A 15,447-nucleotide genomic window follows, 5' to 3' on the forward strand; every position below is an offset into this window, starting at 1 on the left:
AAAATGACGATAAACTATATTAATTTAACGATTTCAATATCTAAATTGATTTAATTTTTCATTTCTGGAGATGTCTAAAGTACAGTTATGAGGAAGCTGTAAAAAATGGCAAAGAATTGTTAGATTTTTTGATTGAATCTGCTATCAAAGCCTAAAAAGATTTCCCAAGAATTAAGAGGTTTTTTTAACTTTAAATTATTCAAATTTATACATTAATAAATACAAAAATTATGGCTCTCTTACTTTGAGTATGATAAATTATGTCTAAAAAAAGTGTCAGGTATCAGGTGGCAGGTGTTAGGTTAAATTAAAACTGTAAATTTATAATATTTGCATTTTTAAAATCTTAAATCTATTATATATCAATATTTTTAACGATTATTTATTGCTAAAATATCATAACTACTGTAGAAGAGCCATTAAAGAATTAAGAATTACCAATTATTTATTCATTATTCATTATCCATTAAATGGAAACTAACTTACAAAATTTAAAACAAACTCTAAAAAAATATTGGGGTTATGATGATTTTCGCTATCCTCAAGCTGAAATTATGAGGGCAATTTTGTCGGGGAAAGATTGTTTAATTGTTATGCCAACGGGAGGAGGAAAATCTCTCTGTTTTCAGTTACCTGCTTTGTTGCAAGAGGGTTTAACTTTGGTTATTTCTCCTTTAGTAGCTTTGATGGAAAATCAAGTACAAGAATTACGATCGAAAAATTTACCTGCTGGAATCCTACATAGTGAAGTGAGTAAGTTCGATCGAAAACAAACCCTTGAGGTTTTAAAGTCTCAACAATTAAGATTACTCTATCTATCTCCAGAAACCCTACTTTCACCGCCTATCTGGCAAATAATCAGCAATCCAGACATAAAAATTAACGGTTTAATTTTAGACGAAGCGCACTGTTTAGCGCAATGGGGAGAGTCTTTTCGCCCTGCCTATAGACGTTTAGGCACTATTCGCCCATTATTACTTAATCATAAACCATCGGATACCAAAATTTCAATAGCATCTTTTACGGCAACGGCGGATATTAATACTCAAAAAACCATTATTCAATCCTTACAACTGTCTAACCCTGAAAAATTCTTAATTAGCCCCTATCGTGATAATTTACAGATACAAGTAAAAACGATTTGGACACCGAAAGGAAGAAAACAAGAGTTAATTCAATATATTCAGAGAAAATCTAAGCAAAGTGGTTTAATTTATGTGCGTACAAGAAAAGATAGCCATGAATTAGCTAATTTGCTCAATCAAGAAGGTTATCCAAATCAAGCCTATCACGGAGGATTAAGTAGTGACATCCGCCGAAAAATCGAAAATGATTGGTTACAGGAAAGAATTAAATTTGTAGTTTGTACCAACGCTTTTGGTATGGGTATCAATAAAAGTAACCTAAGATGGATTTTTCATTATCAAGCTCCTTTATTGTTGTCGGAGTATATTCAAGAAATAGGCAGGGGAGGTAGGGATGGAAAACTTACGGAAGCAGTTACTCTCATCAGTGAAGCTACGGGTTTTTTAAATCCAGAAGATAAACAAAGAAGACAATATTTTTTGAATCAACAAATCAAACTTTATCAAGAAGCGCAAAGATTTATTCAGCAAATACCAAAACAGGGAAATATTGAGGCATTATCGAGGGAATTTAATAACCCTAATATCTCCTTATATTTATCTATCTTAAATAGTAGCCAACAATTACGGTGGATTGATCCTTATCATTATCAATTAACTATAAATAATCCTCAAGGTTCGATCGAACTTTTGATAAAACAACAGAAAAAATTAACTCAAGAAACCTCACAATATCTAACGACAAAAACTTGCCGATGGCATTTTTTATTATCAGCTTTTGGCTTTCCTCCTTCCCAAAATTTTCGTTGCACAAAGTGTGATAATTGTCAGTGAAGTGTCACTAATCCTGAATGTCAATTGTTTTTAATATCGGGTTTTTTGTTGCTAAAAATTTAATTCTTTCAAAAATTTAGCCACTTCAGGATATTTATTATATTCTGCTAAACTAGCCGCCGTATATCCCCCATGATTTTGATGGTTGATTTTGATGCCTTCTACTTTGACTAATAATTTCACCGCTTCTATATTACCCCGATGGGAAGCCCACATTAAGGCTGTGCCTCCGCCGTTGTCTTCAAGGTTAACGTCTGCACCTGCTTTTAATAATTCTGAGATTAATGGTAGGTTATTTCGATCGCACATTTTCATTAATATACTTTTACCATCTCCTAAAATAGTATCAGGATTAGCCCCCCCATGGAGTAAATGAATAGCTATTTGTTGCCAACCGTTAACAATGGCTAAACCGAGAGGAGTATCGGTATCATTATGGAAATTGACATCTGCATTATATTTTAACAACTCTACCACTATTTCGGTGTAACCCTGTACACAGGCAATCAACAAGGGTGAGTCTCCTTCGTGATTGATAACATTAGGATTCGCACCTTGTTTTAACAATATCTGTACTATTTCTAAATGTCCTTCTAACACTCCTAAATGTAAGGCAGTATCCCCACTATTATCTCGATGATTGATATTTGCCCCTGCTTGTAATAACGTCTCTACAATAGGAATATTTCCATGAGCACAAGACATGATTAAGGGTGTTATACCATCATTATTACTCTGATTGACATCGATCGATCGGGCTAATAAAAAATTTACCATATCCAGATTATTTTCATCGATGGCAATACTTAATGCACCATCATCCACAAAAACATCCGCCCCATAATCAATTAATAAATTAACTACGTCAAAATGATTCGACTTGATAGCCAAATGAAGGGAATTATCACCATCTAAATCTTGATGATTCACGGAAGCATTATTTTTTAACAACATTTCCACAATGGGAGTATATCCCCGATAACAAGCAATCATCAGGGGAGAAGTTTCATCATCATTAGTCAAATTAACATCCGCACCATTGTTAATCAATAATTCACACACAGAAAGATGATTTCCGGCACAAGCAAACATTAAAGGTGTCATTTGATGAGGGAGATTTTGAAAGTTAACATCAGCGTCAGCACCAATCAGTAATTGAGCAATGTTCATATATCCTCTTTGTATAGCATAAATTAACCCTAAATTTTTATCTTCATCACGGCATTGTCCAGATGAGAGAATTTTTTGTATTCTAGGAATATCTTGATGGGTAATGGCGGAATGTAAACTCATAGTCGAATTTGTTAAGAAGGAAGTAAGGATTATTAACTGTAGTTAATTGATTATTTCGATTTCCCTTAGCAATTAAGGTCAAATTTCTGTATGATAGTATAGGTTAGTTAAATCTTAACTTATGAAATTGAATTGCAAATTAATTAAATTAATATGGTTAAATTACGTTTGAAACGCTTAGGAAAAAAAAGAGAAGTAAGTTATCGTATTGTAGCGATGAATAGTCGTAACCGTCGGGATGGAGAAGCCTTAGAAGAATTAGGTTTTTATAACCCTAGAAGTGATGAAACTAGATTAAATGTACCTGCTATTGTCACCCGTTTAAAACAAGGGGCTCAACCCACCGAAACCGTGCGCCGTATTTTGGTAAAAGCAAAGGTATTTGAACAAGTAAATGCTTAATAATGAATTAAATGGAAATAATAACGGATTATCTCCTGATTATGATGGTTTAGTCCGTTTTTTGATTGAACCTTTACTAGAATCCCCTGAATTGTTGAATTTTGATTGTGAGCAAATATCTAGCACTAAAAGAGTCTGGATTCGTTTAGCTTTTGAAGAAAATGACAAGGGCAAGATTTATGGTAGAGGTGGCAGAAATATCCAAGCCCTGAGAACTGTATTACAAACAGCCGCTCAACTTTCTGGAGATACTCTTTATCTCGAAATTTATGAAGATGAAGAAAGAACAAGAGAAAGACGATCGAAACCCCCGTTACGTCAAGCTCCTCCTCCTCGCCCAGCAGGGCATCATTTTACCCGTCGCCCTATAAGACGCTCAACTATAGGCTAGTTAGGAATGTGGAATGGGGAATTTCCCCACAATTCGATCGCACCGCCTTTGGCGATCGAACCCTTTCTCCTCCTTGTCATTGCGAGGAAACGAAGCAATCCCCCCAAAACTCGATCGAACCTCCTACTCCCCATCAAGAGCGATATTTGATTATAATGCTACCTAGTGTAGATAATATCGAAAAAATATGACTGTTTATAATGAAATATTAAATCAAATTCAAACTCTCAGTATTACTGACCAAAATCGACTCTTTCAAGAGTTAAAAAAACGTTTTGATAATTTAGATGATGATTTTACAAGTCAAGATTTAGACGAATCTGAGTCTGAATGGCAAAATTATCTTAAAGGTAGTGATCACGGTAAATCTCTCCAGAGTCTTGAATTAGAATTATTTGGAGGAGAAATTGAATAACTGGAATTTAATTCGAAAAACGATCGAACCCTCTTTCCTCCTTGTCATTGCGAAGAAACGAAGCAATCTCTCAAACTCGATCGAACCTCCCCACTTTTTTTGATCGAAAAGCGATCAAACCTCGTTACAAAAAATAATGTCAAAGGCACACGATAGCCTCAAAATTTATAGTTGAGATATTAATTTATCATATTCGCTATGAGAACCAATCCAAAACCAAATTACTGTATTATCTTGCTTTATGCCAACAGCACGCCAATCTAAACCAATTCTGACGGAATATATTGGTTTGACAGGATGTATCTGCTTAAATTTCAAGCTAGAATCATAAGGATTATCTTGCCAACGTTTATGAATTTTTTTTGCGGTTTTTTGTACAGAAGAAGGTAATTTATCGTAAGCCTTCCAAAAACGATCTGTTGTTTGAGATTCCATTTTCTTAAGGGAAAGAACGAGTTTTACCTAGTTTATATTCTTTTAATGCTTCTTGAGCTAAGATTTCTAATTGTGTTGTTGAATCAGCAAAACTTTTTTGCCATTTTTGCTCATCAGCTATTTCTTCTAAAATTAAACTAGCAATTTCATTTTGTTCTTTTTCAGGTAATTCTGAAACTTGAGCAAACGCTTTTTCTAATAATTCGGTCATAGTTTATTTACCCACAATAATTGTTTTTATTTTATCAAAATCGATCGTCTTTATAACTATAAACCAAGAATCGCCTCCCCCAAAATCGATCGAACCTTAAAAATTACTCGATCGTTTTGCAGGTAATTTAATATGGGGTTTAGGATTAGCTTTTTGTCTCACTTTTAACGCCTCATAAATTTTTTTTAGATCATAATCAAATTCGGCGGCTAAATCTTGTTTAATTTGATAAAGTTCAGCAATAACAGGATCGTAGTTCATTTTTATTTCTCCATTAATTCTTCGGGGTTACAAATAATTGAAGGCTCATAACCATTAAGACGACAAATTTTTTTCAATCTTAGTTCTCATGGTAGCATTAGCGATATGTTTACAATTCCAAGTTTGTTGACGACTAGCACTTATTAAATCACGACTAGGTCGGGCAGTTAAATAACTAACTACAGAAGTCTCAATATATACACTCGGTTTCATTTAAAATTCGTTATATTTATCTCATATCCTATAATAATACTTTCGATCGAACCCTTTCTCCTCCTTGTCATTGCGAGGAAACGAAGCAATCTCTCAAACTCCTCATAAAGCTCGATGTCATTACTCATAGTGAGTCCACATCCGATATATCTTAATCAACTTTTCTTGCTCGATTACTTCATACACTAATCTATGTTGCTTATTGATTCTTCTACTAATTAATTCTTTCATATCCCCTTTGAGTAATTCATATTCAGGCGGATATTGATAGGGATCATTAACTATAATTTCAATTAGTGTCAATGTTTTTTGTTTCAATCCACTAGAAGATAACTTTTTTGCATCTTTCTGTGCTTGTGTCATAAAAATTATCTTATACATTACCAATCTAGTTGATTTAAGGTGACACCATTGTCAATGGGTTCTTTTCTAGCTTCCTTGATACTTTCAACCATTCCCGATAACGATCTTAAATAGTCATCATCACTGATATATTCAGATTCTTCTAAAATCCTTAATTCATTCTCTGAAAAACCCTTCAGAAGATTTATAAATTGCTCATTGATGCGATCATCTATTTTCAGGGTGATTGTTTTCATCTCACTCAATATTATTCTGTGATTATTTGCCTTATTAATTATATCTTAATAACAACATATTGTATTTTAAATCAATGGAAAATCGATCGAACCCCATAAACTCGATCGAACCGTTTGTAGTAAGCTCTTTAGAGCTTTATTTACAGGCTAGAAGCCTGTTTTACGGGTTTTCAATCCGCAGGTAACAAATACAATCCCGAAGGAGTATTCTCATCAGGCAAAATCTCCTTACTGCTTTTCAGGTTACGACTTTCGCACAAATCCGCAAAGGCTTCTAAACTCTCTAATCGTGCCAATAATTCGCTTAAACCGTCTAAATATTCAGCGATCGCAATCTGTTGTTGTATCCATGATTTAGGGTATCTTTCCTGAGCGTAAGACATTTCAAACTCTACATTTGCCTCATTTTTTTTGCGTCTTAGTTGATCTCGATCTAAACTAAAATCACTAGGGGAAATATCCTTAATTCTGGTGACTCTTTCGGGGGTGATATATTCTGCAAAGGGAGAAGCCGAAAAACGATAGGCGGTTGACAAAGACGAATTACCCTCTTTTATCAGGCTATTACCCCAATTATGAGCGACGGTTTTAAACTTTTCTATCTCCTCCCTTAACATTCCTTTTGCTTCCCCATGTTGCCCCATTTGTAAAAGTAAATGGGCTTCTGTCGCCGTTGCAACTGCCCACCCTTGAATCGATACGTCACTATTTAAAAGCAATTCCGCCTCTAAATCTGGGGATGAGTGCATCGCCTGACTACTTAAAGATAAACGAGTATTAGTAGCTGTTTTTAGGGCTAATCGGGGAGAATCATGGGGAAAACGTCTTAAATCGTCTAATTCAGCTTGTAAAGTGCAAATTTTATCAATTAACATCATTTTGTGAATTTTAGAAATCGCTTTCCCTAGATTTTCTTGTTTTTCTCGACTATCCTGCACTAATAAATATAAATAAGCTAATTGCCCAGAAACCACATCTAAACGACTGTTAACGTGATTTAAGCCTTCAATCACCACATTAAAACCGTGACTCATTTTGTTATCAAGATTATTTAAACGGGTTTCCACTTTATTAAAACCAGTTTCCATCGTTTGCTGAAGATGATTAATAGACTTTTGCATCTGATGGAGTTTATAACCCATATAAGCAAAACCTGCCACACTTACCCCTAAATTTAGTACACTTGCTCCTGCCGCAATTTGGCTTAACCCCATGACTTGAGATAGGGTTTGTTGCATAGCGGATACTTTCGTATTTAATCCCATTAACTGATTGACAGTGACGGTATGCCCAACGGCATTAACTCCAGCGTTAACACTACCCATGAGCGGATTAGAAGCGATACTGAGTAAGGAATTAGTCAAATTAGGAGCTTCGGCTAAATGTTGAACTATTTGCCCACCGTTAGGAAAACCAGAGGCATAACGAATCACGCTACCATAACGAACTAAGCTACCATCAATTAATCCTTGAATAATACTAGGATTATTTACTAATAAATCAGTGGAAATAAGCATAATTTTTATTGTATTTACCGATTATAAACATTAAATTTTTCATAGGCTTCCATATCTAGTCTTTCTGAAACTTCTATATCGATCGCTAAATTTGCTAAATTCATAAAAGCATCATATCTTTCTATTTGATCAAGATTTGGATTAAATCTATTTTCTGTATTTTTTAGCTTAACTTTTATTAAAAAAATATCCCCATCAGAATATTCTTGTTCATTGGAAATATAAAACTTTTTTTCGTTTGTTAACTGTTGCCATTCATATAAAAATTTATCTTCATTGTCATAGTTTAAATAAATGGTTGATTGATAAAGATTTTCACAATCATTCTGATCAATTTTTCCTTTATTTTTAATATGGTTAACTAAAGATATATTTGAGGCACGAATAACTAAAATTAAGCAATTTTTTTCAGAAATTTCACGATCAAACTTATTTTTTACATTATCATTATCAATCTCTCTAAAGTTACCCTCTCTATCATTTATATATTCTGATTGATTATCATAATGATCTTTTTTTGTGTTTAATAAACTTTGTAAAAAGTTACATAATTTCTTATATAAGAAATCGATAATATTTATATTCATATTCTGTAGTTTTATTTTTTTAGTAAAATTTAATAATGTTATTATCTATTTAAAATCGTTTCAATATCACGATTTCCTTGAAGAACTCTGACAATAATTAGTAAATTATCAGACACGAAATAAAAAACTAAAAATTTGTTAAAACCTTTAACTCGATATTGTCGTAAATCTTTTAATTTAGGATTAGCAATTTGACAAGATTTCCCAAGATTTGGCATCTTAGCAAGTAAAGCAATGGTTTCTCTGGAGGAGTCAAAAAATTTGAAAGCAATACTTTCATTTTCTCTTGCTAGATAGTTGAATAAATCCTCTAAATCTTGACTTGCTTTAGTGGATACTTTAATTAATAAGCTCATAAGTTGTTACCTTTAATTTGATTCATTAATTTGAGCCTTTTTTCCTCCCACCATTGATCATTTACCTCAATAAATTCAGGACTTTCTAATCCTTCTAAAAGTAATTCTTCTAAATGCTTTTCGGCTTGTTTTTCTCTATCTTTTTGAATTAAATAATTAATATATTCGCTTAGGTTACTATAACCTTTTGTTTTGATTTGTTCATTGATAAAATCCTGTAAATCTTCAGTAACGGAAATATTTAATTGATTCATGGCTTAATCTCTAATCAATAGTTTATTTTATTGTGACATATCTTTTAAGGTAGTCATCAACCCTAAATCTTGTCGGAAATCCTCGTTGATTTGTTTTATCTCATTTTCTTTTGTTTGTACCTCCTGCCAAAATTGCATGGAAATTTCTAATTCTGATTCAACTATTTGTAGTTGTTCATCTAAAATACGCTCACAAAAATCACTGATTTCTTTTACAGACTCAGCAAAAATCTGATTCACAATATCTAATTGTTCTTCAATCCAATCTTTTAATATTTGCCAAAGTGTCTCCCTTTCTTGGGCGATACCTTGCGTCCATTGTTTTGCCATTAATTGGGGAGTTGGTAAATATAATTCTTCATATTCTACGTCTCCATAAACATTAGATGTTCGTTTTTCTGTCGTATTATACCTTTCTTGTCTCGTAATTGGACGAGTCATGGTTTGTTGAAAGCAAGAACCAATGGTATATGTTTCTACATCTTGAACAAGTCTTGTTTTGTTTACCGGAACATCTTTAGTTTCAGTACCAATTATTTCTTTTTTTTTCGTTTTATTTGATGTAATACCATCCGTAAATTTAAACAACTCTAAAGGCAACTCAGGAGGATTTTGTGATAGTTTTTTCTTAGTATCACTTAGAATTGCTTGTTGTAACTTATCGGACAATAATTCTTGTTCAATTAGGGAATTAATTAATTTTAAAAGCCATTCATCTTTAAGAGATTCTAAGACATCTAGAAAAGATTTAGCTTTTGCTTGAAATTTAAAATTAGCTCTTGCTGTCATAGCTTGACGAATAGTGAAATAAAGAAGTCTAAAATGTTGTTCTTCTCTTTTTAATTCGGCTTTTCCTTTTTCATCATTTGCTTTAATCTGACGATAGAAAAAATCTTCTTTTTGTTCAAATTTTGTCATAATTCGACTGACAGAATCATAATTCCTCGCTATATCTTCAGCTAATGAGGGGATGATTTTTTCTTTCAATTTATCTTTCAATTCAAAACTTGATGAATTATTAATCAGTGACTTATTCACGGGAGTAATAATAGAAATGTTTAAATCTGCTTCAATCTCATTGATAATATCGAGAATTGTAACTAAATCCTTTATTATTTTAGGAGAAATGTCTTTGTTTTCTTTTAACTTTTTTCTAAGTTTTAATTGTTTCGTTGGTTGAACATCAGCGTGACTTTCTATAATTTCTTGGAAAATGTTAGTAAATTCTCTTTTACTTTTCCCTAAATTTTCTACATTATTTTTTACAGAATCTCGAATTTTAACAAGATTTGTTTTAGCAGATTTAATTTTCTTTTTATCTTGAAGTTGACGTGTTTCTATAAAAATACTTACTTGTGATATTAAAGTATCAAAGTTATCAAAAACAGGTTTTAAAATTGGCACGATAACTACAGAAGAAAATGATTCTTTTAATCTTAACCTGATACATTCCCATAAGGCTTCACCTCCGCTCCAATTAATAGTATAAATTGATAATTGTTGTATTGTTTCATCATCAATTTTTCCATTTCTTTTAACCGATTTTTTTATATCACTCAACCAATCATCCAAATCATAATAAAATTGACAAGTCAATATTAAATCAGCTAAATATTTAACAGAGGAAATAGTCCAAAATTTGATTGAAAAATTATTAAAATTAACGTCTGTTTTTTCCTCAATAAAACTAGCACAATCTTTAAAAAGTGATTTAAGTAATTGTAAACGAACTTCTGGGGTAACATTAGAGCTAGTATGTAAAGGATTCGTACCCCATGCACATTGAGCATAGTATAAAAGACGGGCATTGAAAGGGATAATATCAGGCAATGATGGAAGATTTAACTGCTCTTGTATTTCCGTTTTTAACTGTTGTAAACGCTCCTCAAGAGGTTTATCATCTGCACCCCGTTGATCAACTCGGTTTAAAATAAATATAAGAGAGTCAGTACGTCCTTGTAAAGATTCAACGACTTCTTTTAATTCCGTTAATAATTTTTGGCGATGTTGCTCATCTACCTGCATATAATCTAAGGCAACTAAACTAAAAGCCTTACCCACCAAAGGCTGAATAATATCTAAGTTTGTTTTATCTTGTACTGATTTAAGTCCGGGTAAGTCCAAAAACTCAACATTAATTCCCTCTGGTAATCCCGATAAACTAGCATCACAGGCAGGAAGTAAAGGAATATGGGCGGTTATTTGGGGAGCGATATATTCTTTTTTTCTCCTTGCTTCATGATAGCTGTGCATTGCCGTTTGAATGCGACTATAAAGATCATTATCATTTATATCTGTCCATTCTCCTGTTTCCCACACCGCATTTTCTGTGGCTTCGATGACTAATTTTCGATTGAGGGAATGAGTTAAAGTTAGCACACCGCCACTCATTTCACCTGCTTCGATGGGGGCAATTCTGCGCCCCATTAAGGCATTGACGATGGTAGATTTTCCCGAAGAAGTAGTGCCGATCGTAGCGATGCGAAAGGTAGGATTAGCAAGGCGTTGAGTGGCTTCTTCGTAGGCTTGTTGAAAATCCTGTAAACGAGTTTTTATGGCTTCATCACCGAAAACATCGGGGGAGAGGTTAACCAATTCGGAGACGGCATTACCTAACCTTTGCAGATTTTCTCTGGCTTGGGTGAGTTGTGCTTGAATATCTGGAGATTGCGGTTTTTCCATAGAGTGAAGTGTAAAAACACTATGATAATTTTTGCTTCTATTTAATTATCAGGATGATTTTCGGAATTTATGCAAAATTTAATAATATTTTTATAAAGTTACAATTATACAAGGTTCGATCGAGGTGTTACAGTTCGATAATATGGTGGAGTTCGATCGATAATATGGTGAGGTTCGATGGTGTGGTAAGGTTCGATGGTGTGGTAAGGTTCGATCGAGATGTTACAGTTCGATCGAACTTAGGTGATTTCTAATGACTGACTCAGATTATTCTCAGTACAAATATACTTTAAAGGTTTATCCCAAGATTCTCTAGGTAAATGGGGTATATAGGCAAAATCGAAAACAATACCCATAGTATTTTGACATGGAAAAGAGGCTAACATTCGATCGTAATAACCTCCACCATAGCCTAAACGATAACCAGTTCGATCGAGCAGTACCGAAGGTACTAAAATTAAATCAACAAGGGTAATATCAATTAAAGGAGAATCCGCCAAAGGCTCAAGAATGTTATATTTTCCAGTGTCTAACTCATTTCCCCATTGCCATTGATGCCACACTAAATTATTACCTTCACAACGGGGAAAACCCCAAATAACCTTATCTTGTTGATGTAAAAGACTTAAATCTGGTTCTTGTTTAAAGCTAAAATAACTTAAAACGACTTTAGCTTGACGAAAAATCTCACTATCTAATATATTTTGACAAATTTTATCACTGTTCGATCGCCATTGTGCAGGAGAAAGACTTAATCTTTGTTGAATATATTTTTTTCTTAATAACTTTTTCTGGACAGATATATCCATGCTTTAATTTTATTTCTCTTATTTCTCCACCGTAAAACAGGCATTTTACCTGTATTTTTTCTGAATACTCGAATTTCGCCAATTATGAATTACTAAAACCTAACACTAACACCTAAAACCTAAAACCTAACCCCATCAAAAAACTATAAATCTACAACAAAATACTATTATGGCTCAACCCATCTACCGTCAGCTTTGATTAAGTTGATTAATTCTTCAACACCTTCGGTTTCTGGAACTTTTTTGATTTCTTCCTTACCACGATACAAGGAAATAAAACCGGGTTGCTTCCCTACATAGCCATAATCAGCATCTGCCATTTCACCCGGTCCATTCACGATACAACCCATTACAGCTATATCTAAACCAGTGAGGTGTTTTGTGGCTTCCCTAACTTTGTGCAAAACTTCCTCAAGGTTAAATAAAGTACGTCCACAGGAAGGACAAGCTACATATTCCACCATGGTTTTACGCAATCCAAGGGATTGTAAAATGCTATAGCAAACAGGAATTTCTTTTTCTGGGGCTTCGGTTAAGGATACTCTGATAGTGTCGCCGATACCTTCTGCTAATAATGTACCAATTCCTGCGGTGGATTTGATGCGCCCATATTCGCCGTCTCCTGCTTCGGTAACGCCTAAATGTAAGGGATAATCCATGCCTAATTCGTCCATGCGTTTCACCATTAAGCGATAAGCTGACAACATGACTGGTACTCTGGAGGCTTTCATGGAGACAATTAAGTTACGAAAATCCAATGATTCGCAGATTTTGATAAATTCGATCGCCGATTCTACCATACCTTCGGGAGTATCACCATAGGTAAAGAGCATTCTTTCTGCCAAAGAGCCATGATTAACGCCGATACGCATCGCTTTACCTTGATCTCGTAAGGAAATAACTAACGGTTCGAGGGTTTCTCTAATTTTATCACCAATTTCGGCAAATTCTTTATCACTATAGTCGGTTCGATCGAGCTTAGGCTTTTCAAAGACGTATAAACCAGGATTAATACGCACCTTATCAACGTGTTTAGCCACTTCAAGGGCGATTTTCATACCATTATGATGGACATCGGCCACAAGGGGAACATTTTGATAGGTTTTAATTAACTGCTCTTTAATTTCACCAACAGCTTTAGCATGGGCTAAACTAGGCACTGTCACCCTAACAATTTCGCAACCAATTTCATGTAAACGGCGAATAGCGGCAACGGAAGCCGACACATCGAGGGTATCTTCATTAATCATCGATTGTACTACTACGGGATTATTTCCGCCGATGGTGATGTTACCTATTTTAACAGGGCGAGTTTTACGGCGATGAATTGTACCATCAAAGAGATTGAGACTAGGTAAAGGTTTATCGATAGTTTGCATAATATTTTATTTTAAAATCTTAAATTTTCTTGTCATTGCGAGGTAACGAAGCAATCTTTTTTTATGAATTAGTAATAAGGGCGTTAATCAATAACCCACATTGAAATAAATTTCAATGCTGATAGCGAAAATCTGCTAAAGCGATTATTGGTAATTCCTAATTCTTAATTCTTAATTCTTAATTCTTAATTCTCAATTTTTCATTCCAGACTTATCGATCGACCGATCCCATAATGACATCGATACTACCGAGAATTGCCATAATATCAGCAACTTTTACCCCTTTGAGAAGATGAGGAAGGATTTGTAAATTGTTGAAATCAGGGGCGCGGATTTTCCAACGCCAAGGGAAGACATCATCGTTACCCACAATAAACACCCCTAACTCACCCTTACCACTTTCTAGGCGCACATAATGCTCACCTGAAGGAATTTTAAAGGTGGGCGCGACTTTTTTGGCAATGTATTGATACTCAAAATTATTCCATTCTGATTTTTTGCCCTCTTGAAGTCTTTTTGCTTCTAAGTTTTCGTAAGCGCCTCCGGGTAAACCTTTTAATGCCTGACGAATGATTTTTACCGATTCGCGCATCTCCCTAATTCGGATGATATAACGGGCAAAACAATCTCCTTCGGTTTCCCATTGCACATCCCAATCAAAATCATCGTAACATTCATAATGATCCACTTTACGCAAATCCCATTTTACCCCCGAACCGCGCAACATAGGACCCGATAAACCCCAGTTGATAGCTTGTTCCCTGGTAATAGTACCAATTCCTTCAATTCGCTTACGGAAAATAGGGTTATTGGTGATTAACTTCTCATATTCATCGACTTTAGGTAAGAAATAATCGCAAAAATCCTCACACTTATCCACCCAACCGTAAGGCAAATCAACGGCAACACCACCAATACGGAAATAGTTATTGTTGATTAAACGCATCCCCGAAGCTGATTCCCATAAGTCATAAATCATCTCTCTTTCACGGAAAATATAGAAAAAGGGAGTTTGAGCGCCCACATCCGCCAAAAAAGGACCTAACCACAGTAAATGGTTAGCGATGCGGTTTAATTCTAGCATAATCACTCGAATATATTGCGCACGTTTCGGTACTTCAATATCTGCTAATTTTTCGGGCGCGTTAACGGTAATTGCCTCGTTAAACATTCCTGCCGCATAATCCCAACGACTAACATAGGGTACATACATGACGTTGGTACGATTTTCAGCAATTTTTTCCATGCCTCGATGTAAGTAACCGATGACGGGTTCGCAGTCCACTACGTCTTCACCATCAAGGGTGACAATTAGCCTCAAAACCCCGTGCATAGAGGGATGATGAGGTCCCATATTAAGAACCATTGGTTCTGTTCTAGTTTCTATTTTAGCCATAAAGCTGATTTATTTCTAGGGTTAAATAAGTATTCCAATGTTTACACAGTTAATTCTTTTATAAGGATTTTTTGTGTAATTGTAAGTGTTGTAAAACTTAAGATGATTTATTGATTTAATTTCTTGGTATAATCTATCATAAAAGTTATAGTTGATTCAATACACCTTTGGTTGAAATTGCTTTTGATGGTTTATTCGATCGAACCCCTCGCACTTTACAACAACTTCGCAAAGAGCATCGATTGCTTTAGCTGTGGGATGTATTGCGACACAATATGCGGGTGTCGAGAATATTTTTTCTAAAATTAGTTGTCATTTTTTATTTTAC

General features: G+C 34.3%; 21 protein-coding genes. 6 read left to right on the top strand and 15 right to left on the bottom strand.

Going from position 1 to position 15,447, the window contains the following annotated elements; translation table 11 throughout:
* Positions 1–470 precede the first annotated feature (470 nt).
* On the top strand, positions 471–1,919 hold the full coding sequence (locus ACN4EE_RS18315; protein WP_431707920.1) for a RecQ family ATP-dependent DNA helicase: 1,449 nt from the start codon (positions 471–473) through the stop codon (positions 1,917–1,919).
* A 51-nt stretch (positions 1,920–1,970) separates the two neighbouring features.
* Here the strand turns inward: ACN4EE_RS18315 and ACN4EE_RS18320 are convergent, their stop codons facing one another.
* Positions 1,971–3,212 carry an ankyrin repeat domain-containing protein gene (locus ACN4EE_RS18320; RefSeq protein WP_431707921.1) on the bottom strand — a complete coding sequence of 414 codons (1,242 nt, stop codon included), beginning with the start codon at positions 3,210–3,212 and terminating at the stop codon, positions 1,971–1,973.
* A 153-nt stretch (positions 3,213–3,365) separates the two neighbouring features.
* On the opposite strand from ACN4EE_RS18320, the gene rpsP reads away from it, so the two are divergent.
* The 4 genes from rpsP to ACN4EE_RS18340 are packed head-to-tail and all read left to right on the top strand — an operon-like array spanning position 3,366 to position 4,420.
* A complete protein-coding gene (gene rpsP / locus ACN4EE_RS18325; protein WP_431707922.1) occupies positions 3,366–3,614 on the top strand; it encodes a 30S ribosomal protein S16 in 249 nt (82 codons plus the stop codon).
* Positions 3,607–4,005: a KH domain-containing protein gene (locus ACN4EE_RS18330; protein ID WP_431707923.1), complete on the top strand. Its 399-nt coding sequence runs from the start codon at positions 3,607–3,609 to the stop codon at positions 4,003–4,005. Before rpsP ends, ACN4EE_RS18330 begins: the two co-directional genes overlap by 8 nt.
* Before the next feature lie 8 nt (positions 4,006–4,013).
* Positions 4,014–4,196, top strand: coding sequence for a hypothetical protein (locus ACN4EE_RS18335; RefSeq protein ID WP_431707924.1), 183 nt, complete (start codon positions 4,014–4,016; stop codon positions 4,194–4,196).
* A complete protein-coding gene (locus ACN4EE_RS18340) occupies positions 4,193–4,420 on the top strand; it encodes a hypothetical protein (protein ID WP_431707925.1) in 228 nt (75 codons plus the stop codon). The genes ACN4EE_RS18335 and ACN4EE_RS18340 overlap by 4 nt, the downstream gene beginning before the upstream one ends.
* 165 nt (positions 4,421–4,585) lie before the next feature.
* Here ACN4EE_RS18340 and ACN4EE_RS18345 read toward each other — a convergent pair whose 3' ends face one another.
* The 11 genes from ACN4EE_RS18345 to ACN4EE_RS18395 all read right to left on the bottom strand — a co-directional run bounded on the left by ACN4EE_RS18345 (position 4,586) and on the right by ACN4EE_RS18395 (position 11,535).
* Complete coding sequence (locus tag ACN4EE_RS18345) at positions 4,586–4,855, bottom strand: type II toxin-antitoxin system RelE family toxin (protein WP_431707926.1); 270 nt, start codon at positions 4,853–4,855, stop codon at positions 4,586–4,588.
* 4 nt (positions 4,856–4,859) lie between these two features.
* On the bottom strand, positions 4,860–5,066 hold the full coding sequence (locus ACN4EE_RS18350) for a hypothetical protein (protein WP_431707927.1): 207 nt from the start codon (positions 5,064–5,066) through the stop codon (positions 4,860–4,862).
* A 96-nt stretch (positions 5,067–5,162) separates the two neighbouring features.
* Positions 5,163–5,327 carry a hypothetical protein gene (locus ACN4EE_RS18355; protein WP_431707928.1) on the bottom strand — a complete coding sequence of 55 codons (165 nt, stop codon included), beginning with the start codon at positions 5,325–5,327 and terminating at the stop codon, positions 5,163–5,165.
* A gap of 54 nt (positions 5,328–5,381) precedes the next feature.
* Positions 5,382–5,540: a hypothetical protein gene (locus ACN4EE_RS18360; RefSeq protein WP_431707929.1), complete on the bottom strand. Its 159-nt coding sequence runs from the start codon at positions 5,538–5,540 to the stop codon at positions 5,382–5,384.
* Positions 5,541–5,660: 120 nt separating this feature from the next.
* Complete coding sequence (locus tag ACN4EE_RS18365) at positions 5,661–5,903, bottom strand: Txe/YoeB family addiction module toxin (protein WP_431707930.1); 243 nt, start codon at positions 5,901–5,903, stop codon at positions 5,661–5,663.
* Between the two features lie 17 nt (positions 5,904–5,920).
* Positions 5,921–6,139 (bottom strand): hypothetical protein, encoded by a 219-nt coding sequence (locus tag ACN4EE_RS18370; protein ID WP_431707931.1) that lies wholly within the window; start codon positions 6,137–6,139, stop codon positions 5,921–5,923.
* Positions 6,140–6,309: 170 nt separating this feature from the next.
* On the bottom strand, positions 6,310–7,656 hold the full coding sequence (locus ACN4EE_RS18375; protein WP_431707932.1) for a hypothetical protein: 1,347 nt from the start codon (positions 7,654–7,656) through the stop codon (positions 6,310–6,312).
* A gap of 14 nt (positions 7,657–7,670) precedes the next feature.
* Positions 7,671–8,243, bottom strand: coding sequence for a hypothetical protein (locus ACN4EE_RS18380; protein WP_431707933.1), 573 nt, complete (start codon positions 8,241–8,243; stop codon positions 7,671–7,673).
* Positions 8,244–8,284: 41 nt separating this feature from the next.
* Positions 8,285–8,599: a type II toxin-antitoxin system RelE/ParE family toxin gene (locus tag ACN4EE_RS18385; protein WP_431707934.1), complete on the bottom strand. Its 315-nt coding sequence runs from the start codon at positions 8,597–8,599 to the stop codon at positions 8,285–8,287.
* Positions 8,596–8,853 carry a ribbon-helix-helix domain-containing protein gene (locus tag ACN4EE_RS18390; protein ID WP_431707935.1) on the bottom strand — a complete coding sequence of 86 codons (258 nt, stop codon included), beginning with the start codon at positions 8,851–8,853 and terminating at the stop codon, positions 8,596–8,598. The genes ACN4EE_RS18385 and ACN4EE_RS18390 overlap by 4 nt, the downstream gene beginning before the upstream one ends.
* A gap of 27 nt (positions 8,854–8,880) precedes the next feature.
* A complete protein-coding gene (locus tag ACN4EE_RS18395) occupies positions 8,881–11,535 on the bottom strand; it encodes a dynamin family protein (RefSeq protein WP_431707936.1) in 2,655 nt (884 codons plus the stop codon).
* Positions 11,536–11,588: 53 nt separating this feature from the next.
* Between ACN4EE_RS18395 and ACN4EE_RS18400 the strand changes: the two genes are divergently transcribed.
* Entirely contained in the window at positions 11,589–11,789 is a 201-nt protein-coding gene (locus tag ACN4EE_RS18400) for a hypothetical protein (protein ID WP_431707937.1), read from the top strand.
* Here the strand turns inward: ACN4EE_RS18400 and ACN4EE_RS18405 are convergent.
* The 3 genes from ACN4EE_RS18405 to ACN4EE_RS18415 all read right to left on the bottom strand — a co-directional run bounded on the left by ACN4EE_RS18405 (position 11,775) and on the right by ACN4EE_RS18415 (position 15,119).
* Positions 11,775–12,344, bottom strand: a complete 570-nt coding sequence (locus ACN4EE_RS18405; protein WP_431707938.1) for a 5-formyltetrahydrofolate cyclo-ligase — start codon at positions 12,342–12,344, stop codon at positions 11,775–11,777. The two genes, ACN4EE_RS18400 and ACN4EE_RS18405, sit on opposite strands and share 15 nt — an antisense overlap.
* A gap of 167 nt (positions 12,345–12,511) precedes the next feature.
* The gene (gene ispG / locus ACN4EE_RS18410; protein WP_431707939.1) at positions 12,512–13,723 is read right to left on the bottom strand and encodes a (E)-4-hydroxy-3-methylbut-2-enyl-diphosphate synthase; all 1,212 of its coding nucleotides are present in this window, start codon (positions 13,721–13,723) and stop codon (positions 12,512–12,514) included.
* Positions 13,724–13,934: 211 nt separating this feature from the next.
* Entirely contained in the window at positions 13,935–15,119 is a 1,185-nt protein-coding gene (locus tag ACN4EE_RS18415) for an NAD(P)H-quinone oxidoreductase subunit H (RefSeq protein WP_431707940.1), read from the bottom strand.
* Positions 15,120–15,447 lie beyond the last annotated feature (328 nt).

Source organism: Geminocystis sp. CENA526, from assembly GCF_050753365.1.
Classification (GTDB): Bacteria; Cyanobacteriota; Cyanobacteriia; order Cyanobacteriales; family Cyanobacteriaceae; genus Geminocystis.

Coding starts and splice junctions, on each gene's coding strand:
- ACN4EE_RS18360 (WP_431707929.1), bottom strand. CDS start 5,540: ATGAAACCGAGTGTATATATTGAGACTTCTGTAGTTAGTTATTTAACT.
- ACN4EE_RS18345 (WP_431707926.1), bottom strand. CDS start 4,855: ATGGAATCTCAAACAACAGATCGTTTTTGGAAGGCTTACGATAAATTA.
- ACN4EE_RS18330 (WP_431707923.1), top strand. CDS start 3,607: ATGCTTAATAATGAATTAAATGGAAATAATAACGGATTATCTCCTGAT.
- ACN4EE_RS18355 (WP_431707928.1), bottom strand. CDS start 5,327: ATGAACTACGATCCTGTTATTGCTGAACTTTATCAAATTAAACAAGAT.
- ACN4EE_RS18400 (WP_431707937.1), top strand. CDS start 11,589: ATGATTTTCGGAATTTATGCAAAATTTAATAATATTTTTATAAAGTTA.
- ACN4EE_RS18415 (WP_431707940.1), bottom strand. CDS start 15,119: ATGGCTAAAATAGAAACTAGAACAGAACCAATGGTTCTTAATATGGGA.
- ACN4EE_RS18395 (WP_431707936.1), bottom strand. CDS start 11,535: ATGGAAAAACCGCAATCTCCAGATATTCAAGCACAACTCACCCAAGCC.
- ACN4EE_RS18375 (WP_431707932.1), bottom strand. CDS start 7,656: ATGCTTATTTCCACTGATTTATTAGTAAATAATCCTAGTATTATTCAA.
- ACN4EE_RS18380 (WP_431707933.1), bottom strand. CDS start 8,243: ATGAATATAAATATTATCGATTTCTTATATAAGAAATTATGTAACTTT.
- ACN4EE_RS18370 (WP_431707931.1), bottom strand. CDS start 6,139: ATGAAAACAATCACCCTGAAAATAGATGATCGCATCAATGAGCAATTT.
- ACN4EE_RS18385 (WP_431707934.1), bottom strand. CDS start 8,599: ATGAGCTTATTAATTAAAGTATCCACTAAAGCAAGTCAAGATTTAGAG.
- rpsP (WP_431707922.1), top strand. CDS start 3,366: ATGGTTAAATTACGTTTGAAACGCTTAGGAAAAAAAAGAGAAGTAAGT.
- ACN4EE_RS18340 (WP_431707925.1), top strand. CDS start 4,193: ATGACTGTTTATAATGAAATATTAAATCAAATTCAAACTCTCAGTATT.
- ACN4EE_RS18390 (WP_431707935.1), bottom strand. CDS start 8,853: ATGAATCAATTAAATATTTCCGTTACTGAAGATTTACAGGATTTTATC.
- ispG (WP_431707939.1), bottom strand. CDS start 13,723: ATGCAAACTATCGATAAACCTTTACCTAGTCTCAATCTCTTTGATGGT.
- ACN4EE_RS18320 (WP_431707921.1), bottom strand. CDS start 3,212: ATGAGTTTACATTCCGCCATTACCCATCAAGATATTCCTAGAATACAA.
- ACN4EE_RS18365 (WP_431707930.1), bottom strand. CDS start 5,903: ATGACACAAGCACAGAAAGATGCAAAAAAGTTATCTTCTAGTGGATTG.
- ACN4EE_RS18405 (WP_431707938.1), bottom strand. CDS start 12,344: ATGGATATATCTGTCCAGAAAAAGTTATTAAGAAAAAAATATATTCAA.
- ACN4EE_RS18315 (WP_431707920.1), top strand. CDS start 471: ATGGAAACTAACTTACAAAATTTAAAACAAACTCTAAAAAAATATTGG.
- ACN4EE_RS18350 (WP_431707927.1), bottom strand. CDS start 5,066: ATGACCGAATTATTAGAAAAAGCGTTTGCTCAAGTTTCAGAATTACCT.